16 protein-coding genes are annotated in these 17,052 nt (G+C 69.4%); 6 read left to right on the forward strand and 10 right to left on the reverse strand.

Annotated features, from left to right (window positions below; translation table 11 throughout):
- Nucleotides 1–109 precede the first annotated feature (109 nt).
- Nucleotides 110–517 (reverse strand): PPOX class F420-dependent oxidoreductase, encoded by a 408-nt coding sequence (locus IRT45_RS29610; RefSeq protein WP_194809111.1) that lies wholly within the window; start codon nt 515–517, stop codon nt 110–112.
- An 89-nt stretch (nt 518–606) separates the two neighbouring features.
- Here IRT45_RS29610 and IRT45_RS29615 point away from each other — a divergent pair, with 89 nt between their 5' ends.
- A complete protein-coding gene (locus IRT45_RS29615; RefSeq protein WP_194809112.1) occupies nt 607–1,575 on the forward strand; it encodes an alpha/beta hydrolase in 969 nt (322 codons plus the stop codon).
- A gap of 1 nt (nt 1,576) precedes the next feature.
- Here IRT45_RS29615 and IRT45_RS29620 read toward each other — a convergent pair whose 3' ends face one another.
- Nucleotides 1,577–2,917, reverse strand: a complete 1,341-nt coding sequence (locus IRT45_RS29620; protein ID WP_228535482.1) for a DoxX family protein — start codon at nt 2,915–2,917, stop codon at nt 1,577–1,579.
- A gap of 389 nt (nt 2,918–3,306) precedes the next feature.
- Between IRT45_RS29620 and IRT45_RS29625 the strand changes: the two genes are divergently transcribed.
- The 3 genes from IRT45_RS29625 (at nt 3,307) to IRT45_RS29635 (ending at nt 6,253) form a co-directional block, all read left to right on the forward strand.
- Nucleotides 3,307–4,443 carry a phosphotransferase family protein gene (locus IRT45_RS29625; RefSeq protein ID WP_194809113.1) on the forward strand — a complete coding sequence of 379 codons (1,137 nt, stop codon included), beginning with the start codon at nt 3,307–3,309 and terminating at the stop codon, nt 4,441–4,443.
- An 8-nt stretch (nt 4,444–4,451) separates the two neighbouring features.
- A complete protein-coding gene (locus tag IRT45_RS29630) occupies nt 4,452–5,582 on the forward strand; it encodes a hypothetical protein (protein ID WP_194809114.1) in 1,131 nt (376 codons plus the stop codon).
- A gap of 161 nt (nt 5,583–5,743) precedes the next feature.
- Nucleotides 5,744–6,253: a hypothetical protein gene (locus IRT45_RS29635; RefSeq protein WP_194809115.1), complete on the forward strand. Its 510-nt coding sequence runs from the start codon at nt 5,744–5,746 to the stop codon at nt 6,251–6,253.
- Between the two features lie 53 nt (nt 6,254–6,306).
- Here IRT45_RS29635 and IRT45_RS29640 read toward each other — a convergent pair whose 3' ends face one another.
- The 5 genes from IRT45_RS29640 to purN form a co-directional block, all read right to left on the reverse strand.
- Nucleotides 6,307–6,681, reverse strand: coding sequence for a cobalamin biosynthesis protein (locus IRT45_RS29640; RefSeq protein WP_194809116.1), 375 nt, complete (start codon nt 6,679–6,681; stop codon nt 6,307–6,309).
- A 430-nt stretch (nt 6,682–7,111) separates the two neighbouring features.
- Nucleotides 7,112–8,707, reverse strand: a complete 1,596-nt coding sequence (locus IRT45_RS29645) for a cobyrinate a,c-diamide synthase (protein WP_194809117.1) — start codon at nt 8,705–8,707, stop codon at nt 7,112–7,114.
- 13 nt (nt 8,708–8,720) lie between these two features.
- On the reverse strand, nt 8,721–9,335 hold the full coding sequence (gene cobO, locus IRT45_RS29650) for a cob(I)yrinic acid a,c-diamide adenosyltransferase (RefSeq protein WP_036503569.1): 615 nt from the start codon (nt 9,333–9,335) through the stop codon (nt 8,721–8,723).
- 119 nt (nt 9,336–9,454) lie between these two features.
- Nucleotides 9,455–11,470 carry a magnesium chelatase subunit D family protein gene (locus IRT45_RS29655; protein WP_194809118.1) on the reverse strand — a complete coding sequence of 672 codons (2,016 nt, stop codon included), beginning with the start codon at nt 11,468–11,470 and terminating at the stop codon, nt 9,455–9,457.
- A gap of 86 nt (nt 11,471–11,556) precedes the next feature.
- Nucleotides 11,557–12,153: a phosphoribosylglycinamide formyltransferase gene (purN, locus tag IRT45_RS29660; RefSeq protein ID WP_194809119.1), complete on the reverse strand. Its 597-nt coding sequence runs from the start codon at nt 12,151–12,153 to the stop codon at nt 11,557–11,559.
- 68 nt (nt 12,154–12,221) lie between these two features.
- On the opposite strand from purN, the gene IRT45_RS29665 reads away from it, so the two are divergent.
- Complete coding sequence (locus tag IRT45_RS29665; RefSeq protein WP_194809120.1) at nt 12,222–12,998, forward strand: EI24 domain-containing protein; 777 nt, start codon at nt 12,222–12,224, stop codon at nt 12,996–12,998.
- 78 nt (nt 12,999–13,076) lie between these two features.
- Here IRT45_RS29665 and IRT45_RS29670 read toward each other — a convergent pair whose 3' ends face one another.
- Nucleotides 13,077–13,526, reverse strand: a complete 450-nt coding sequence (locus IRT45_RS29670; RefSeq protein ID WP_063011696.1) for a GNAT family N-acetyltransferase — start codon at nt 13,524–13,526, stop codon at nt 13,077–13,079.
- Between the two features lie 21 nt (nt 13,527–13,547).
- A complete protein-coding gene (gene mqo, locus IRT45_RS29675) occupies nt 13,548–15,065 on the reverse strand; it encodes a malate dehydrogenase (quinone) (RefSeq protein ID WP_194809121.1) in 1,518 nt (505 codons plus the stop codon).
- A gap of 190 nt (nt 15,066–15,255) precedes the next feature.
- On the opposite strand from mqo, the gene IRT45_RS29680 reads away from it, so the two are divergent.
- A complete protein-coding gene (locus tag IRT45_RS29680) occupies nt 15,256–16,269 on the forward strand; it encodes an alpha/beta hydrolase (protein WP_309241213.1) in 1,014 nt (337 codons plus the stop codon).
- 82 nt (nt 16,270–16,351) lie between these two features.
- On the opposite strand, the gene IRT45_RS29685 is transcribed toward IRT45_RS29680, so the two are convergent.
- Nucleotides 16,352–16,912 carry an alpha/beta hydrolase gene (locus IRT45_RS29685; RefSeq protein ID WP_194809123.1) on the reverse strand — a complete coding sequence of 187 codons (561 nt, stop codon included), beginning with the start codon at nt 16,910–16,912 and terminating at the stop codon, nt 16,352–16,354.
- Between the last annotated feature and the right edge of the window lie 140 nt (nt 16,913–17,052).

Raw genomic sequence — 17,052 nt, forward strand, 5'->3', positions numbered from 1 at the left:
TCCCGCAATCCTGCAGGGGTTACACCGGCTCTGCAACGCTCGCCGTATCACAGTCGAGACTCATCTCACAGAATTACACGAAGTGAATTCGGTCGCATCGGACGTCGTCTCAGAGGCGGCCGTTGACCCGTTGCGGGGTCACCCGCACGGTCACTCGCTCGGCGTCGTCGACGGAGGCGGGATTGAATTCCACGTACGGCAGGCCGGTGTATTTCGCCGACAGCCGGTCGGGCAGCGTCTTGTCGGGGTCGGGCGTGACGGTGGCGGTGCCGCGAATCTCCGCGTAGACGTACGGATTGTCCGGCGGGTTGATCATGATGGTCACCCGCGGGTCGCGCACCACATTCTTGTACTGCTGGCGCGAGACGGTGGTGGAGTACACCAGGTCCTCGCCCTCGCGCAGAAGCCAGATGACGGTCAGATGCGGCTGCCCGTCGCGGCCGATCGTCGCCAGCGTGGCGAAAACCTTTGTGTCGTCGAGGATCTTCTTCAGGTCGTCGGAGAGTTCAGCACCCATGCCACGGCACAACCGGGTGCCGCGCACGGTCATTCCCGCCGGCCGTCTTTTTCGTCCCGGTGCGTTCGGCGCGGTTCTATGCTGCGAACATGCGACGAGCGGCGCTGCAGGTTCTGACCGTGCTGGTGACGGTCGCGGTCGCCGCCGCGGTGGCCGCCGCCGCGTATGCGGCCGACCCCTATCGCGCGAGCGGCCCGACCGAGGCCCGCTACTCGGAGCCGGGGCCGTGGCAGGTCACCGAGCACTATGGATTCGGCTGCTGCGACAGCACCGGCGCCGCCTACGACATCTGGTATCCGACCGATGTGGCCGCGCGCGGCCCTCGCCATCCGATCATCACCTGGGGTGACGGCACGGCCGCGCGACCTCGGCAGTACGCCTATCTGCTGCGGCATCTGGCGTCCTGGGGTTTCGTGGTGATCGCGACCGAGAATCGCAGTACCGGCTCCGGCGTCGACATCGCCGGGGCGGCACGGTATCTCATCGAGCGGTCCGCCGATCCGGCGAGTGTCTTCCACGATCGGCTCGACACCTCGGCGATCGGCGCCGTCGGACATTCCCAGGGCGCCACCGGGGCGCTCAACGCGATGATCGAGTCCGGGGGGCTGATTCGCACCGCCGTGCCGATCGAGTTGCCCGCCCAGTCGTTCTGCTCGAACCGGTTGAGCTGCACCGACACTCGCCGCCTGGCGGGCGGTTCGGTGTTCTTCGTCAACGGCTCCGACGACGCGCTGATCTCCCCCTCGCAGAAGCTGTGGGCGCTGCCGGGCCTGCAGTCCAACGAGGATTACTACGAGGCCACGCCGGCTTCGGTGACGAAGGCGTGGGGCACGCTGGTCGGCCCCAACCACAACGACGTCCAAGGTCAGCCCGATTGCGCCCGGGCCTCGTCGCCGTGCACCGAGGGCGTGTACGGCTACCTCGGCTATCCGACCGCGTGGCTGACGGCCCGGCTGTGGGGATGTGCCGGGGCGGCGGCCGCCTTCGCCCCCGGCACCGGGGAGTTCTATGCCCCGAATCCACACTGGGGCAACCAGATCGGCGCGACGGCCGGCTGACTCACCCCTCGGGCGCGTCCTGGATCCAGTGGAAACCGCGGCTGCGTTGCGGGAAGGCGTCCGGGTCCTGGCGCCGGAAGGTCACCGTGACCGGATGCCCGTCCAGGTCGCCGGTGAACCGCAGCCGGTCCGGTCCCTGCTGTTCGTAGGCGAAGCCGCCGGCGGTCACGGATCGCTGGTCGGCACCGGGCACGGCGTGCAGGTCCAGACGATGGGCGCCGGTGTCGACCTTCACCTGTACCGGCACGAACGTCCCGTCCATCCGCTGATACTGCATGACCCCGTCGAAGTCGAACACCGCGCGCTGCCACCGGTCCCGGTCCGTGAGCAACGGCGCCACCGGCTGCCCGTCGCGAGCGAATTCCTCGACCTGCCAGATCCCGTACAGCGGCGGTTTCGTCCGGCCCGGGCCCTCGTCCCACAACTGCAGGCTCACGTGGGTCAGAGCCACCGCCACCCAGATCCCGATTCCGATCTGCACCAGCGCCGCGAACCAGCGGGCCCGGCGGGTGCGGAACGGGTACGGCGCCGTCGAACGTCCGACCGGGCGATCGAGCACCAGCACGTCCAGCAGCCGCCTCGCCTGCGGGGCGAGCAGCACTATCGACATCAGCATCAGATGTCCGGACAGGATCTTGACCGGCACGTCGAAGGTCATGTTCAGCACGAAGACCTGCGCCATACTCACCAGCGTCAGCATCGCGCCCACCGTCGCCGTGCGCGGAACGAACATCAGGATCCCGGCCAGCAGTTCCGCGGCGCCGAGCAGGATTTCGTAGGCCGGGCTCATCCCGACCTGATTCCACAGCACCCCCATCGGCGTCAGATTGCCGTACGGCTCCAGCAGCGTCGACAGCATCGGTTCGGGCATCTGGGTGGGGACGACCTTGGCGAAACCGTAGTTGAGCATCTGACCGGCCACACACAGCCGGAGCAACAGCAGAAACCACCCGGCCGTCCGCCGGTAATCGGCGCGCCGGCGGTCCAGCAGCGTCCAGATCAGCGTGCCGGCGACGGCGACGACCAGGATGCAGAACACCAGCACCCATAGAATCGTCTGATCGCCGCTGCCGTTGGGACTCAGCACCGGATGCACGCCGAAGACCGTGCGCCCGACCCACTCCAGCACCGGGCGCAGCAATCGCGGTTGCCACAGCACCGCGTCGGCGTCGAGCCAGCGGCCGAACCAGCCGGTGAAGGCGAACACGATCTGCGGATAGATCAGACAGAACAACCCGAAATACAGGAACGTGAACCGGAAGGCCACGCGGGTCGGGAGCTTCCAGCCCACCGCCGTCTCGGATTCGGGTTCCAGCCGCGGCGTTTCGGCCTGCGCCACCATGACACTCACTACCCACTCCTCTCCCCGACGGACCCGGCGCACGGCTGCGTCGCCGAACGCCGTAGCGAACGGGGTGCCCGGATCGGTGCCCGACGTTACGAGGGCCCGCGGCGAAAGTCCTCAGGGCCGGACCCCGATTCCGCGCTACTCCGCGCGGCGTACGTGGCAGCACGAATCTCAGGGGTGGCCGCTGCCCCCGTTCGTGCGCACCGCGGGCAAACCGGATCCCGCTGAATGGAACGGCGGAAAATTCGCCGCCGATTCCGTGCCACCACACACTAGAACGCGTTACATTTCATCCACACGCCACCCGCGTCGGGCCGGATACCGCCGTGCCCGAGCGTAATGAGTTGGCGCACAGACGTTTTCATCCCGTCAGGAGGTCCGATATGTCGGGCGAATCCGATACCGACCCCGGGCAGCGGCGGCAACTGACCACCAGCGCTCGTGATCTCGACGAACTCGCCGAGCGACTCACCCGGTGGCTGGCCGGCAAGCTCACCGGCACCACCGAGCCGGTGATCACGGGGCTGTCGCGGCCACAGGCGGGCGGTATGTCCAGTTCCTCGGTCATGTTCGAGGCGAGCTGGGAGCGCGACGGCCACACGGAGGGCGGCTCGTATGTGGCACGCATGCCTCCCGAGGAGGGCTCGTTCCCGGTCTTCGAGAACTACGACCTCGACACCCAGTACGCGGTGATGGTCGGCGTCGGCGCGCACAGCGATGTGCCGGTGCCGCGACTGTGCTGGTTCGAGCCGGACGAATCCGTCCTCGGCACACCGTTTTTCGTGATGGAACGAATCCACGGGCGGATTCCGGAGGACAACCCGCCGTACGTCTTCGTCGGCTGGGTCTTCGACGCCACGCCGCAGCAGCGCATGCGGATCACCCGCGCCACGGTCGACGTCATCGCGAGAGTCCACGACATCGCCGACCCGGCGGCGAAATTCCCCGCCCTCGCCGGGGAGGGATCGTCGCTGCGCCGCCACTTCGACGCCCAGCGCCACTGGTACCGGTGGGCGCTCGCCGACGACGGTTATCGAATCCCGTTGCTGGAACGCGGTTTCGACTGGCTCGAACAGCACTGGCCCGCCGATCCGGGACCCGATGTCCTGAACTGGGGCGACGCCCGGCCCGGCAACATCATCTTCGACGAATTCGACCCGGTCGCGGTCCTGGACTGGGAGATGGCCACCCTCGGCCCGCGCGAACTCGACGTGGCCTGGCTGATCTTCATCCACCGCTTCTTCCAGGACATCGCCACCCGTTTCGACCAGCCCGGCCTGCCGGACTATCTGCGCCGCGACGACGTGGTCGCGCGCTACGAAGAGCTCACCGGCCATCGGCTACGGGATCTGGAGTGGTATCTCGTCTACGCCGCGCTGCGGCACGGCATCGTGATGGCGCGGATCAAGCGGCGGATGATCCACTTCGGCGAGGACACCGACACCGACGACCGCGACGACTACGTGATGCACCGAGCGGCCCTCGAGGCCCTGCTCGACGGCACCTACCAGTGGGATTGAGGAGATTGATGGCAGGCATCGACGGACGTCCGGCCCACCAGGCGCCGGTTCCGCTGGACGAATATCCGGTGCACCAGACGCCGCTGTCGCTGGCGCGCGCGGCCACCACCGACCGAAACTTCTACGACCGCAGCTACTTCAACGCGCACGACCGCAGCGGCGGCACGATGCTGGTCACCGGCTTCGGCGTCTATCCGAATCTCGGCGTGATCGACGCCTACGCCGCGGTCCGCCGCGGCGACAGCCAGCGCACGGTCCGATTCTCCGACGCGCTGCCACCGCGCGATCTGAACATGAGCGTCGGCGGCTATCGCATCGAGGTGATCGAACCGCTGCGGCGCGTCCGGGTGATCTGCGAGCACGACGATCTGTCGTTCGACCTCACCTGGGACGGGTCGTTCCCCGCCGTCCAGGAACAGCCGCATCTCATCCACACCGGCAGCCGGCCGATCATCGACGCCTCCCGGTTCGCCCAGGTCGGCTCCTGGTCGGGGACCCTGCACGTCGACGGTGACGACATCGCCGTCGATCCGGAGATCTGGATGGGGACCCGGGATCGGTCCTGGGGTATCCGGCCGGTCGGCGAGACCGAACCACCCGGCCGCGACGCGAGCGAACCGGCGGCCGGATTCTGGTGGCTCTACGTGCCGCTGCGGTTCGACGACTTCGCGATCGTGGTCATCGTGCAGGAGAATCCGGACGGCTTCCGCACCCTCAACGACGCCGTGCGAGTTTGGCCGGACGGGCGCGTCGAACAGTTGGGCTGGCCACGCATTCACCTCGAGTATCGTTCCGGCACGCGGATTCCCGTCTCCGCACGGCTGGACATGACCGCCGGTGACGGCTCGCCGCTGACCGTCGAGGTGCGCGCGCACACCTGCATTCCGCTGCATATCGGCTGCGGTTACGGCGGCGATCCGGATTGGCTGCACGGGCAGTGGAAGGGACGCGACTGGTCGTCGAGCAGCAGCTACGACCTGACGGATCCGGCGGTGGCCGGGCGAATTCCGTGGGGTGTGATCGACCATGTCGGACAGGCGCGGTGCGGCGACGCCGAGGGTTGGGGGCTGTTCGAACACGGCAGCCTCGGTCGGCACGACCCCACCGGCTTCGCCGATTGGACCTCGGTCGCACCGTAACCCGAGCCCGCTGGGCGAGCAGCTTTGTCGAGGCCGCTCCGCGAGCAGCTTTGTCGAGGCCGCTCCGCGAGCCATGCCCGATGTGAGCTGGATCTCAGGTAGCCTGCGACGGATCGACGCCGGGCCACCGGCCCGGGACGGCACAGCGAGAGGCAGGCACGATGAGCGGTTTCCGTGTTTCGCGTGGTACCTCCCAGGTTCTCCCCGGCCCGGCGCTGTCGTCCGGGCGGGCGTGGCGCGCCCGCACCCGGGCCGGGTTCGCCCTGGCGGCCGGGACGCTGGCGGGCGCACTGCTTCCGATCGTGGGGGCGGCCCCGGCCGAAGCGACGGTGGCGCCCACGATCGCGGTCTCGATGTCCGGCTCGGCACTGAGCCCGGTCAGCGGGGCGCTGGTCGGCTGCGCCCAGAACGCGGTGGCGACGGTGCGCAACCCCGACGGCAGCCCTGTCACGCACGGCACGGTCGACTTCTTCAGCCACCTCTCGGGAATCAGCGGCAATATCGTCGGCACCGCCCCGGTGGTGAACGGGGTCGCCAGCATCGGCTGGATGCCCGACCGGCCGGGCGAACACGTCGTCAGCGCGGTGTACTACGACGGACTCCCGGAACTCTCACCGGTCGCCGGATACACCATCGTGACGACGGCGAGCCTCGGCGGCGCCTGCGTATAACGCGTTGCGAGGCAGCGAGTTTCGCACCGGCGAGTACCGCGGGCGTCCCGCGTTCATTCCTCCTCCGCGACGGCGACCGTGATCGTGCCGAACGCCGTCTTCGGCACGATCAGCCGTCCGCGCCGTCCCCAGCGCAGCCAGGCGAGCAGCGCGGCCGCTTCGGCGACACTCGGTGTGCCGACCGCGACGGCCGCACGCTCGCCCGGATGAGGAACGTCGACCCGGGCCAGTTCGTCCGCGCCGAATCCGATCACCGGCACATCGAATACGGCCGCGGCCGCCACCACTCCCGGCTCCGGTGCCCGCCGATCGATCGTCGCCAGACACCGGATCGCGCCCTCCCCCACCACTTCCCGCACGGCCGCCACAATGGCTTCCGCCGCGGGATCCGGCCGCGCCCCCAGTCCCACGACCACCGCCCCGCTCATCGTGGTCTCCTCGTCCGGCCACCGGAGACGATCGCCGGCCCGTCGGGCACGCCGCGACGACCGGCTCTCATCGGGCGCGCACGTGATGAGACCGCGACACAGCCGACGTGGTCGTAGGCCCGTACGCATCGGCGGCCGGCGACGATCGGTTCGTGGACCGGACTCGCCGCCGCACGGTGACGGTGTCCGTCGATCGGCCTCGAAGACGACAGGTCCATCACCGTCACACGCCGGAGCACGCGGCGAATCGTCTGCCCGTCGTGACGAAACGCGATGCGGCCATGGGTTTTCCGGCCGGATGGGCGTGCAGGTAGGACGCATGCGCGGCCCGCACGCCCGCCCTGATCGCGGTCCGGTCGGCGGACGAGATCCACCGCGGGGTACAGCGGTCCGTCGGCGGCTCGTTCCGCCGGGAGCTCGGCCCTCACCGTCACACGCCGGCGTGCGCCGCCGCGAACTGTCGGCACATCGCGACGAAACGGACTGCGGCCGTAGGGTTTCCGGCGGGATGAGTGTGCAGATAGGACGCGTGCACGTGGTGGGCCACCGCACCTTCCCGGACCGCGGTCTCGTCGGTGCGCCAGCCCCAGGCGGGTGGGTGCGATCCCGTGGTGACCAAGCGGGTGCGGTGGAATTCGTGGCTGCGCACGCGTTCTCCCGTGCGCCACAACACCGAATCGGCCAGCGCCACCGCATCCCGGTAGCCGAGGGTCAGGCGCGGTCCGAATTCGGCGGTGGCATCGAGGACTCCGGCCATGCGGTGCCCGTCCAGCGAGCGGGTCAGATAGAGCAGGCCCGCGCACTCGGCATGGATCGGCATGCCCCGGGCGGCGGACTCGGCGACCGCGGTCAGCAGGGGCGTATTCGCGGCCAGATCGGCGGCATGTTCCTCCGGGAAGCCGCCGGGCAAAATCAAACCGGCTGTCCCCGGGGGCAATTGCTCGTGCAACGGATCGAAGACCGCCACCTGCGCCCCGGCCGCCACCAGCAGTTCCCGATGTTCGGCGTAACCGAAGGTGAACGCCGGACCGCCCGCCATCGCGATGATCGGCGTGGGCTCTCGCACTCCACTCGAGGCGGACGCGGGTGCGGGCGTCTCCGGCACACCGTTCTGTTGCTGCCCCGCCGGCTCCGCCGAGAGCCGCGACCTCCCGATCGTAGGCGCCGTGCTGTCGTGGGGCAGCGCCGCTGCGGCGGTGCCGGTGTCCTCGCCCGGCTCCGGGCCGTCGAGGGCGGTCCGGTTCACGCCGGGGCCCCGCCACCGCGAATGCGGGGCCGCCGCCGCGACCTCACCGGTCGGATCCCAGGCGGGCCCGTCCACATCGGCGGTGGCCAGACGCGCGACCGCACCCACATCGATGTGCGCGCCGACGAGTTCGGTCATGGCCTCGACCGCCGCATGCGCCGCGTTACCGTGTTCGACCGCCGGTACGAGGCCGAGATGCCGTGCGGGAACCGATAATTCGTCCATCCGCGGCAGCGCGCCGAGCACCGGCAGGCCGACCCGGGCGCAGGCGGCGCGCAGCACCTGTTCGTGGCGCGGGCTGCCGACGCGGTTGAGGATCACGCCACCGAGCCGGATCCCGCTGTCGAAGGTCGCGAAACCGTGCAGCAGGGCGGCCAGGCTCTGACTGTGGCCGCGCGCGTCGACGACCAGCAGCACCGGGGCGCCGAGCAGCGCGGCGACCTGTGCGGTCGACCCCTCGGCGATCGGAGCGGGATTCGAGGCGTCGATCCGGCCGTCGAACAGACCCATCACGCCCTCGACCACGGCCACATCGCAGCCCGCGCTGCCGTGCCGGTACAGCGGCACCACCCGCTCGGCACCGACCAGCACCGGATCCAGATTGCGTCCCGGCCGCCCGGCGGCCAGACCGTGATACCCGGGATCGATGTAGTCGGGCCCCACCTTGAACGGCGCGACCCGATGTCCGGCGCGGCGCAGCGCTCCGATCAAACCGGTTGCCAGCGTGGTCTTTCCGCTGCCCGAGGCGGGCGCGGCGATCACCACGGCCGGAGTGGTCATCGGCCGCCCGCCGTCACCACTCGATACCCCGCTGACCCTTGCGCCCGGCGTCCATCGGATGTTTCACCTTGCTCATCTCGGTGACCAGATCCGCCGCGTCGACCAGGGCCTGTGGGGCGTCGCGGCCGGTGATCACCACATGCTGGTTGCCGGGCCGGTTCCGCAGCGTCTCGACCACCTCGTCGACGTCCACCCAGCCCCATTTCAGCGGGTAGGTGAACTCGTCGAGGACGTAGAAGCGGTGCTGTTCGGCGGTCAGCCGGCGCGCGATCTCCCGCCATCCGGCCAGGGCCGCGGCGGCGTGGTCGTCCTCGCTGCCCTGTTTGCGGGTCCACGACCAGCCCTCGCCCATCTTGTGCCACTCCACCGGGCCCCCGGTGCCGGTCTCCTCGTGCAGCCGGCCCAGGGTGCGGAAGGCGGCTTCCTCGCCGACCTTCCATTTCGCGCTCTTCACGAACTGGAAGACCGCGATATCGAATCCCTGATTCCAGGCCCGCAAGGCCATCCCGAACGCCGCGGTGGACTTGCCCTTGCCGGGCCCGGTGTGCACCGCGAGCACCGGCTGATTCCGCCGCTGGCGAGTGGTCAGCCCGTCATCGGGAATCGTCTCCGGAACGCCCTTCGGCATCGCTGCATCCTCCTGGTCGAGCACCTACGCATCACATTCCCACATCCGTATATCCGGTCGGCCGCGCGGGTCCAGCCGTCGCACGGCCCGACCGGTCGCGCACCGTGTGGTGCGAACGCTCACGCCGCCAGATGATGCGGCAGCCCCGACTTGACCGCGGCGGCGACCGAATCGCCGGTGAGCTCGCCGAGGCGCAGATAGGTGGCGCGCAACTCCCGGGCGAATTCGGCGGCCAGTCCCAGCCGGACCATGCCGCGCTCACAGTCCACGACCACGCCGGCCACACCGTCGCGGGCGAGCAGGCGAGCGGCGGCGCGGGCACGCGGGATCGGGTCGACGCCGCCGGTGGCGCGGCCGTCGGTGAGCAGCACGACCATCGCGCGCCGCTGCGGATCGCGGACGTGTTCGCGGGCCACCACCTCGCGGGCCTTCAGCAATCCTTGTGCCAGTGGGGTTTTGCCGCCGGTGCGCAGATCGGCGAGGCGGCGCACCGCGATATCCACCGAGGAGGTCGGCGGCAGTACCAGTTCGGCCTCGCTGCCGCGCACGGTGATCACGGCGACCTTGTCGCGGCGCTGATAGGCGTCGCGCAGCAGGGCCACCACCGCTCCGGTGACCGCCGACAGACGATCGCGGGCGGCCATGGACCCGGAGGCGTCGACCACGAACACCACCAGATTGCCTTCGCGCCCTTCGCGATACGCGCCGCGCAGATCGGCCGCCTCCAGTGCCAGCGGGCCGTCGACGCGGCCGCGAGCATGCTGATGGGGTGCGGCGGCGAACAGGGTGCCCAGCAGATGCAGGCCGGTGGAGGTATCGGTGACCGACCGCACCACCCGGCCGTGCCGGGTGTGGGCGCGCGATCGGCGTCCGGGAGCACCCTCCCCTACCCCCGGGATCTCCCAGTGAGGCGGGCGGGCAACGGAATTCGCCGGGGCCGCCGCACTGCCCTCGCGGGTGCCGCCGCGCGGGCCGTCGCCCGGCGAGCCGGGACCGTCGTCGTCGGGGCCGTTGTCGTCGGGACCACCGTCGGAGCCGTTGTTCTCGGGAGCTCGCGCGTCCGTATCCGGCTGCCGCTCGTCATGATCGAACTCACGCTGCGGATCGGACTCCGATTCCGCTGCGTCGCTTCGCGTTTCGTCTTCCTCGGCGCGCTGCTCCGCGCGGGCCCGCTCGGCCTCCTGTTCGGCATCGCGCATCGCATCGTCGAGTTGTTCGTCGGTGATGCCCGGTTCGTCGAACGGATCGCGCCGACGACGGTGCGGCAGCGCCAGTTCCGCGGCGATACGCACATCGCCGGCGGTGACGCGTTCACTTCCGCGCCACGCCGCATGGGCCGTCGCGGTCCGCGCGACCACCAGATCCGCGCGCATGCCGTCGACGTCGAAGGACGCGCACAGCGCCGCGATCCGGCGCAGTTCGATATCGTCGAGCGCCACCTCGGCGAGGCGTTCGCGCGCGGCGAGAATGCGCTCGGCCACGTCGCGATCGGCCGCGGCGTAGGCGGCCGCGAAACCGGCGGGATCGGCCTCGTAGTCGAGGCGGCGGCGCACCACGGCCATGCGCACGTCCACATCGCGGGAGGCCGCGACGTCGACGGTGAGGCCGAAGCGGTCCAGCAGCTGCGGGCGGAGTTCACCCTCCTCCGGATTCATGGTGCCGACCAGGACGAACCGAGCCGGATGCGAATGCGACACCCCGTCGCGTTCGATGTGCACCCGCCCCATGGCCGCCGCGTCGAGCAGGACGTCGACGAGATGGTCGTGCAACAGATTCACTTCGTCGACGTACAGCACACCGTGATGGGCGGCCGCCAGCAGCCCCGGCCGGAACGCCTGTTCCCCGTCGCGCAGCACCCGCTCCAGATCCAGCGATCCCACGACCCGGTCCTCGGTCGCGCCGACCGGCAACTCCACCAGCCGGGCGGGCCGCTGCCCACTTTCGTCGGCCACCGGCGGCAACAACTGCGCAAGCGCCCGCACCACGGTCGATTTCGCGGTCCCCTTCTCCCCGCGCACCAGTACCCCGCCGATCCCCGGATGCACCGCACACAGAATCAGCGCCAGCTGCAGCTGCTCCTGCCCCACCACCGCCGAGAACGGAAACCCCGCCTCACCGTCGTGACGCGCGGACACAGCCGATGCTGATTCACCTCGGAAATCGGACACGCCCCCACTGTATGCGCGCCCTCTTCCGCCCCCGCACCGGGCTGCCCTGTCCGCTAGACCCGCTCCCCCGCAGCGATCCGCCGCACCACCAGTGGCAACACCACATGCTCGGCCTCGAGCACGCGAGCGGCCAAGGTTTCCACGGTGTCGTCCGCGCGCACCGGAACCTCGCGATGGGCGATCACCCGGCCGGTGTCGTACTCACCGTCGACCAGATGCACCGTGGGCCCGGTGACCGTGACACCGGACGCCAGCACCGCGTCGTGCACGCGACGGCCGAACATGCCGGCGCCGCCGAATCGCGGCAGGGGTGCCGGGTGGATGTTGAGGATTCGGGAGTCGAAGTGCCGGCGCGTTCGCGGTCCGAGTTTCTTCATATAGCCCGCCGTCACCACCCAGTCGGTCGCGTGCTCGGCCAGAGCGGCGCGGATCGCCTCGTCCAAGGCGTCGGGGTCCGGATGTGTCGCGCCCGAGAGATGCCGTGTCGGAATGCGATTCTCGCGGGCGTAGGCCAGACCCGCGGCATCGCTGTTGTTGCCGATGACGACCGCAATCTCGAAGCCTGCCCCCGGTTCCAGGGAGGACCGGTGGAGGGCGCGCAGATTCGAGCCGTGGTGTGAGACGAGCACGCCGATGCGGAGATTGCGCACACCTGGCAGTTTCCCACAGCTGTACGAGGAATTCGTCGCACTTGTCACCCGCCGAATACGCTGGGCGGGTGCGGGATGTGGTGCGGGGCTTCGGGTATCTGATGCGGGGGCAGCGGTGGGCCGCGGCGCATCGGCGCGAGCTCGGGCTGGGGTTGCTGCCGGGCCTGGTCTCGATGGTGCTGTATCTGGGGCTGCTCGTGGCGCTGGTGTGGTTCGCGGGGGATCTGGTGGCCTGGGCGACGCCGTTCGCGGCGCACTGGTCGTCGCCGTGGCCCGGCCTGCTGCGCGGCGGCCTGGCCGTGCTGCTGGTCCTGCTGGGGTTGTTCCTAGCGGTCATCACGTTCACCGCGGTGACGCTGGTGATCGGCCAGCCGTTCTACGAGGCCCTGTCGGAACGGGTGGATCGGTCGCTGTCGGCCGACGGGCGGGCCCCGGAATCGGGACTGCCGCTGTGGCGGGAGGTGTGGATCGGCGTCCGCGACGGGGTGCGCATTCTGATCCGGGCGGCGGTGTGGGGCGTGGTGCTGTTCTGCGCCGGATTCCTGCCGCTCGTCGGGCAGACCGTCGTCCCGGTGCTCGGGGTCTGCGTGGCCGGGTTCTTCCTGGCGCAGGAACTGACCGCCGTCGCGATGCTGCGCCGTGGGATCCAGTTGCGCGACCATCTGACGATGCTGCGTTCGCATCGAATGCTGGTGTGGGGCTTCGGCATTCCGCTGGCAGCCGCCTTCCTCGTGCCGTTCGTGGCGATCGTGCTGATGCCGGGCGCGGTCGCCGGCGCCACGATGCTCGCCCGCGAATTGTGCGGTGCGGACAGAGATCCGGCACCTGATCCGTTGCGGGACTGACAACCCGCGCCCCGGCACGAGAGGACCCCGCACCCGGAACGGGATACGGGGCCGGCATCTCGGTGGTGGACCCGCCACTCAGCCCCTGCGCATGGGGATGTGCGCGATCCCGTCTTCCTCGTACTCCTCGCCGTCGGGCTTGAACCCGTGCTTGGTGTAGAGGTCGACCAGATAGGTCTGGGCGTTCAAACGCACTGTCGCCGAACCGGCTTCGGCGATCGCCGCCTGCAGCACGCGGGTGGTGTAGCCGTGGCCACGCGCCTCGGGGGTGGTGCACAACCGGCCGATGCGGAACGACTTCACCCCGTTGTCGTGCTCCTCGAGCAGCCGCAGGGTGCAGATGATCTCACCCTCGTCGTCGAGCCAGAAATGGCGTGTCTCGGGGAGCAGATCGAGCCCGTCCAGTTCCGGATAAGCGCATTTCTGCTCCACGACGAACACTTCGACGCGCAGTTTCAACAGCTTGTACAGCGTCGCGGTATCGAGATCCGCGGCCCACGACCGTTTGAGCGCAACCGTTGACATCATCGCGTCTTGCTATCACAAGATTCAGCTGTGCGCGACCCCTGCGGCGATCGGCGTGTTGTCGGCGCGGCCGCTGCCGTTGAGATTGAGCGCCTTGGTCGACCAGTCCCACACCTCGTGGAACAGCGCCTGGTTCTCCGAGAGCTTCACACCGAGCGAGGGCACCATTTCCTTGAGTTTCGGTGTCCAGCCGGCGTATTCGTTCGGGAAGCAGCGCTGCAGCACGTCGATCATCGCGCTGACACAGGTGGAGGCGCCGGGCGAGGCACCGAGCAGTCCGGCGATGGAACCGTCACCGGCGGCGATCACCGCGGTGCCGAGTTCCAGGACGCCGCCGGCACCCTTGCGCCGGATGATCTGCACGCGCTGACCGGCGGTGATCAGCTCCCAGTCGTGGCCGTCGGCACGCGGGATGAACTCCTCCATGGTGTTCACCTTGCCCGCCGGCGACTTCAGCAGCTCGCTGACGAGGTACTTGACCAGGCCGAGTTCGGTGACGCCGACACCCAGCATGGGGGTGACGTTCCCGGCCCGCACGGACTTGAGCAGGTCGCTGAACTTGCCGTCCTTCAGGAACTTCGGGGTCCAGCCGGCGTAGGGGCCGAACAGCAGGCCCGGCTTACCGTTGATGACGCGAGTGTCCAAGTGCGGCACCGACATCGGCGGCGCGCCGACAGCGGCCTTGCCGTAGACCTTCGCGTCGTGCTTGGCGATCAGCTCGGGGTTGGTGCAGCGCAGGAACTGGCCGCTGACCGGGAATCCGGCGAAGCCCTGGATTTCCTTGATGCCGGCCTTCTGCAGCAGCGGCAGCGCGTAACCGCCCGCGCCGACGAAGACGAACTTGGCGTCGATCGTGCGCGAGGTGCGGGTGCGGGTGTTGCGGACCTTGACCGTCCAGCTGCCGTCGGACTTCTTGGACAGGTTGCGCACCTCGTTGCCGAACGCGATTTCCACGCCCGAGGAACCGAGGTAGGCCAGCAGCTGCTTGGTCAGCGCTCCGAAGTCGATATCGGTACCGGTCTGGGTCCAGTTCAGCGCGACCGGCTCGGAGAAGTCGCGGCCCCGGGCCATCAGCGGCAGGCGGCGGGTGAACTCGTCCGGGCTGTCGATGAACTCCATGCCCTCGAACAGCGGGTGCCGCGACAGCGCCGCGTGGCGCTTGCGCAGATAGTCCACACCGTCGGCGCCGTGGCAGAAGCTCACGTGCGGAATGGGATTGATGAAGCCCGACGGGTCGGCGAGCACGCCGTTCTCGGCGCCGTAGGCCCAGAACTGGCGCGACACCTGGAAGCGCTCGTTGATATCGATCGCCTTGGTGATGTCGACCGAACCGTCGGCGGCCTGCGGCGTGTAGTTCAGCTCGCACAGCGCCGAGTGGCCGGTGCCCGCGTTGTTCCACGGGTCGCTGCTCTCGGGCGCGGCCGCGTCCAGTCGCTCGAACATGGTGATCGACCAATCGGGCTGCAACTGGCGAAGCAGTGCGCCCAGGGTGGCACTCATGATGCCGGCACCGATGAGGACTACATCGGTCTTTTCAGTCATCGCAGCGTTCGGCACGGGGTGATCGACTTCCTTGTCCAGCGCGGGCACTTGGTGAGCGGGAATGAGGTTACCCGCCGTTCACTTCAACTTGATTCTGCCCCTCACCATGCCCGTTTCCGAAACCGTCACACACACACGTTCCGCACGGCTCGCCGTGCAGGCCGCTGAGCGGGTCGAATATCGTGAAGCTGTGACGAACGAGACGCCGCTGGCCCCGTCGACCACCCACGCCTGGCAGCCCGATGTCCTGGGCGAGGGATATCGACAGCTGACCATCCCACTCGGCCCCGATCCCGACGGCGAGGGCGTCGTCGAGGCCACCCTGGTCCGCCACGAGCCCGACCTCGCCGAGCCGGCCGCCGGCGCCGTGCTGTACGTGCACGGTTTCACCGACTACTTCTTCCAGAAGCACCTCGCCGAACACATGAGTGCGCGCGGCTACCGCTTCTACGCCCTCGACCTGCGTAAGTGCGGGCGCTCCCGGCGTCCCGGGCAGACCGCGCACTACGTCAGCGACCTACGGCTCTACGACGCGGAACTGGACCGCGCGGTCGAGATCGTGCGCGAGGAGACCGGGCTGCCGGTGCTGCTGATGGCGCACTCCACCGGCGGTCTGGTGCTGCCGCTGTGGCTGAACCGCCGCGACGCCGCCGCCCAGGACATCACCGGACTCGTGCTCAACAGCCCGTGGTTCGATCTGCAGGGTCCGGCCTACTACCGCCACATCGGCACCGCCGTGATCGGCGGCGTGGGCCGGTTGCGCGCGATGACGCGCCTGCCCGGCGGCGAGCTGAGCACCTACGGTGACAGCCTGCACACCAGCGTCTCCGGCGAATGGGACTACAACCTGGATTGGAAGCCGCTGGGTGGATTCCCGGTCCATCTGGGCTGGTTGCGCGCCATCCGCCGCGGCCATGCGGAACTGCATCACGGCCTCGACGTCGGCGTTCCGGCGCTGATCCTGCGCTCCAAGGTGACGAAGTTCATGCGCAAGTACGGCCCGGCGGCCGATGTGTCGGATGTGGTGCTCGACGTGCGCCAGATTCAGCGCTGGTCGGGATGCCTGGGCGGGCGCACCAACATCGTGCCGATCGAGGGCGCCCGCCACGACGTGTTCCTGTCGGCGCCGGAGGTGCGCGCCCACGCGTTCACCGAACTGGACGCCTGGCTGGGCTGGTTGCGCGACTTCCGCGACGCACACTGAATCACACTGCCGCGCAGGGTGTACGCCGACGCACACGGCGTCGGCGAACACCCTGCGCCGGGGCGCTATCGCGAGCCCGCGCTCACCACAGACCGGAGCGCAGGACGATCTCGGTGGCGAATTCGTGGTCGGCCTTGATCGGCACCTCGGCGGTGTCGACCTGCGTGACGCGGAACTCCCCGAAGACGTGGCGACCGCAGGAATCGGCGACCGCGCGCGGCAGGTCCTCGGTGGCGATGACGGTGGTCGGCAGCTCCACTGCCGGGCAGGTGGCATCGGGGGCGGTTCCGTCCACGGCCACGGCCGGATGCGGTCGCCCGGCTACCACCAGTCCGACGAATCGCCCGAAGCCGCGCGCGCCCAGCTGCCAGGCCAGTTCCGCACCCGCGCCGTAGCCGGCCAGATTGGCCCAGGCCACGCCGAGATCGTCGAGGATGGCGTAGACCGCCGCCTTGTCCAGGCCGTCGATCGACTCCACCGTGATCGTGCGCAGATCGGAATTGTGCAGTCGCTCGCACACCTGGTCGTAGACGTCGGCCGGAGCTCCGGCGTCGGGTAGCAGCAGCACCGTATGCCTGGACTCCGGCCCGCCGACTCGTACGGTCCAGGCGCGGTCACCGACCGCGATTCGCCGGGTCTCCATGCCGATCAACGCTACACGGCAGCGGACGCGGGCACGCCATGTCCTCGGCCACTTCATCGCCCGGTGATGACGCGGATCGCAGCGCTGTGAGATGGGCGGCGCGGCCCACGGAATCCCGGGTCGCGACACATCCGGCGGGC

Source organism: Nocardia sp. BSTN01, from assembly GCF_015354405.1.
GTDB lineage: Bacteria > Actinomycetota > Actinomycetes > Mycobacteriales > Mycobacteriaceae > Nocardia.

What these genes read in the sequence shown, in the direction of transcription:
- IRT45_RS29610 (WP_194809111.1), bottom strand. Translation starts at nt 517, where the DNA reads ATGGGTGCTGAACTCTCCGACGACCTGAAGAAGATCCTCGACGACACA.
- IRT45_RS29615 (WP_194809112.1), top strand. Translation starts at nt 607, where the DNA reads ATGCGACGAGCGGCGCTGCAGGTTCTGACCGTGCTGGTGACGGTCGCG.
- IRT45_RS29620 (WP_228535482.1), bottom strand. Translation starts at nt 2,917, where the DNA reads ATGGTGGCGCAGGCCGAAACGCCGCGGCTGGAACCCGAATCCGAGACG.
- IRT45_RS29625 (WP_194809113.1), top strand. Translation starts at nt 3,307, where the DNA reads ATGTCGGGCGAATCCGATACCGACCCCGGGCAGCGGCGGCAACTGACC.
- IRT45_RS29630 (WP_194809114.1), top strand. Translation starts at nt 4,452, where the DNA reads ATGGCAGGCATCGACGGACGTCCGGCCCACCAGGCGCCGGTTCCGCTG.
- IRT45_RS29635 (WP_194809115.1), top strand. Translation starts at nt 5,744, where the DNA reads ATGAGCGGTTTCCGTGTTTCGCGTGGTACCTCCCAGGTTCTCCCCGGC.
- IRT45_RS29640 (WP_194809116.1), bottom strand. Translation starts at nt 6,681, where the DNA reads ATGAGCGGGGCGGTGGTCGTGGGACTGGGGGCGCGGCCGGATCCCGCG.
- IRT45_RS29645 (WP_194809117.1), bottom strand. Translation starts at nt 8,707, where the DNA reads ATGACCACTCCGGCCGTGGTGATCGCCGCGCCCGCCTCGGGCAGCGGA.
- cobO (WP_036503569.1), bottom strand. Translation starts at nt 9,335, where the DNA reads ATGCCGAAGGGCGTTCCGGAGACGATTCCCGATGACGGGCTGACCACT.
- IRT45_RS29670 (WP_063011696.1), bottom strand. Translation starts at nt 13,526, where the DNA reads ATGATGTCAACGGTTGCGCTCAAACGGTCGTGGGCCGCGGATCTCGAT.
- mqo (WP_194809121.1), bottom strand. Translation starts at nt 15,065, where the DNA reads ATGACTGAAAAGACCGATGTAGTCCTCATCGGTGCCGGCATCATGAGT.
- IRT45_RS29685 (WP_194809123.1), bottom strand. Translation starts at nt 16,912, where the DNA reads ATGGAGACCCGGCGAATCGCGGTCGGTGACCGCGCCTGGACCGTACGA.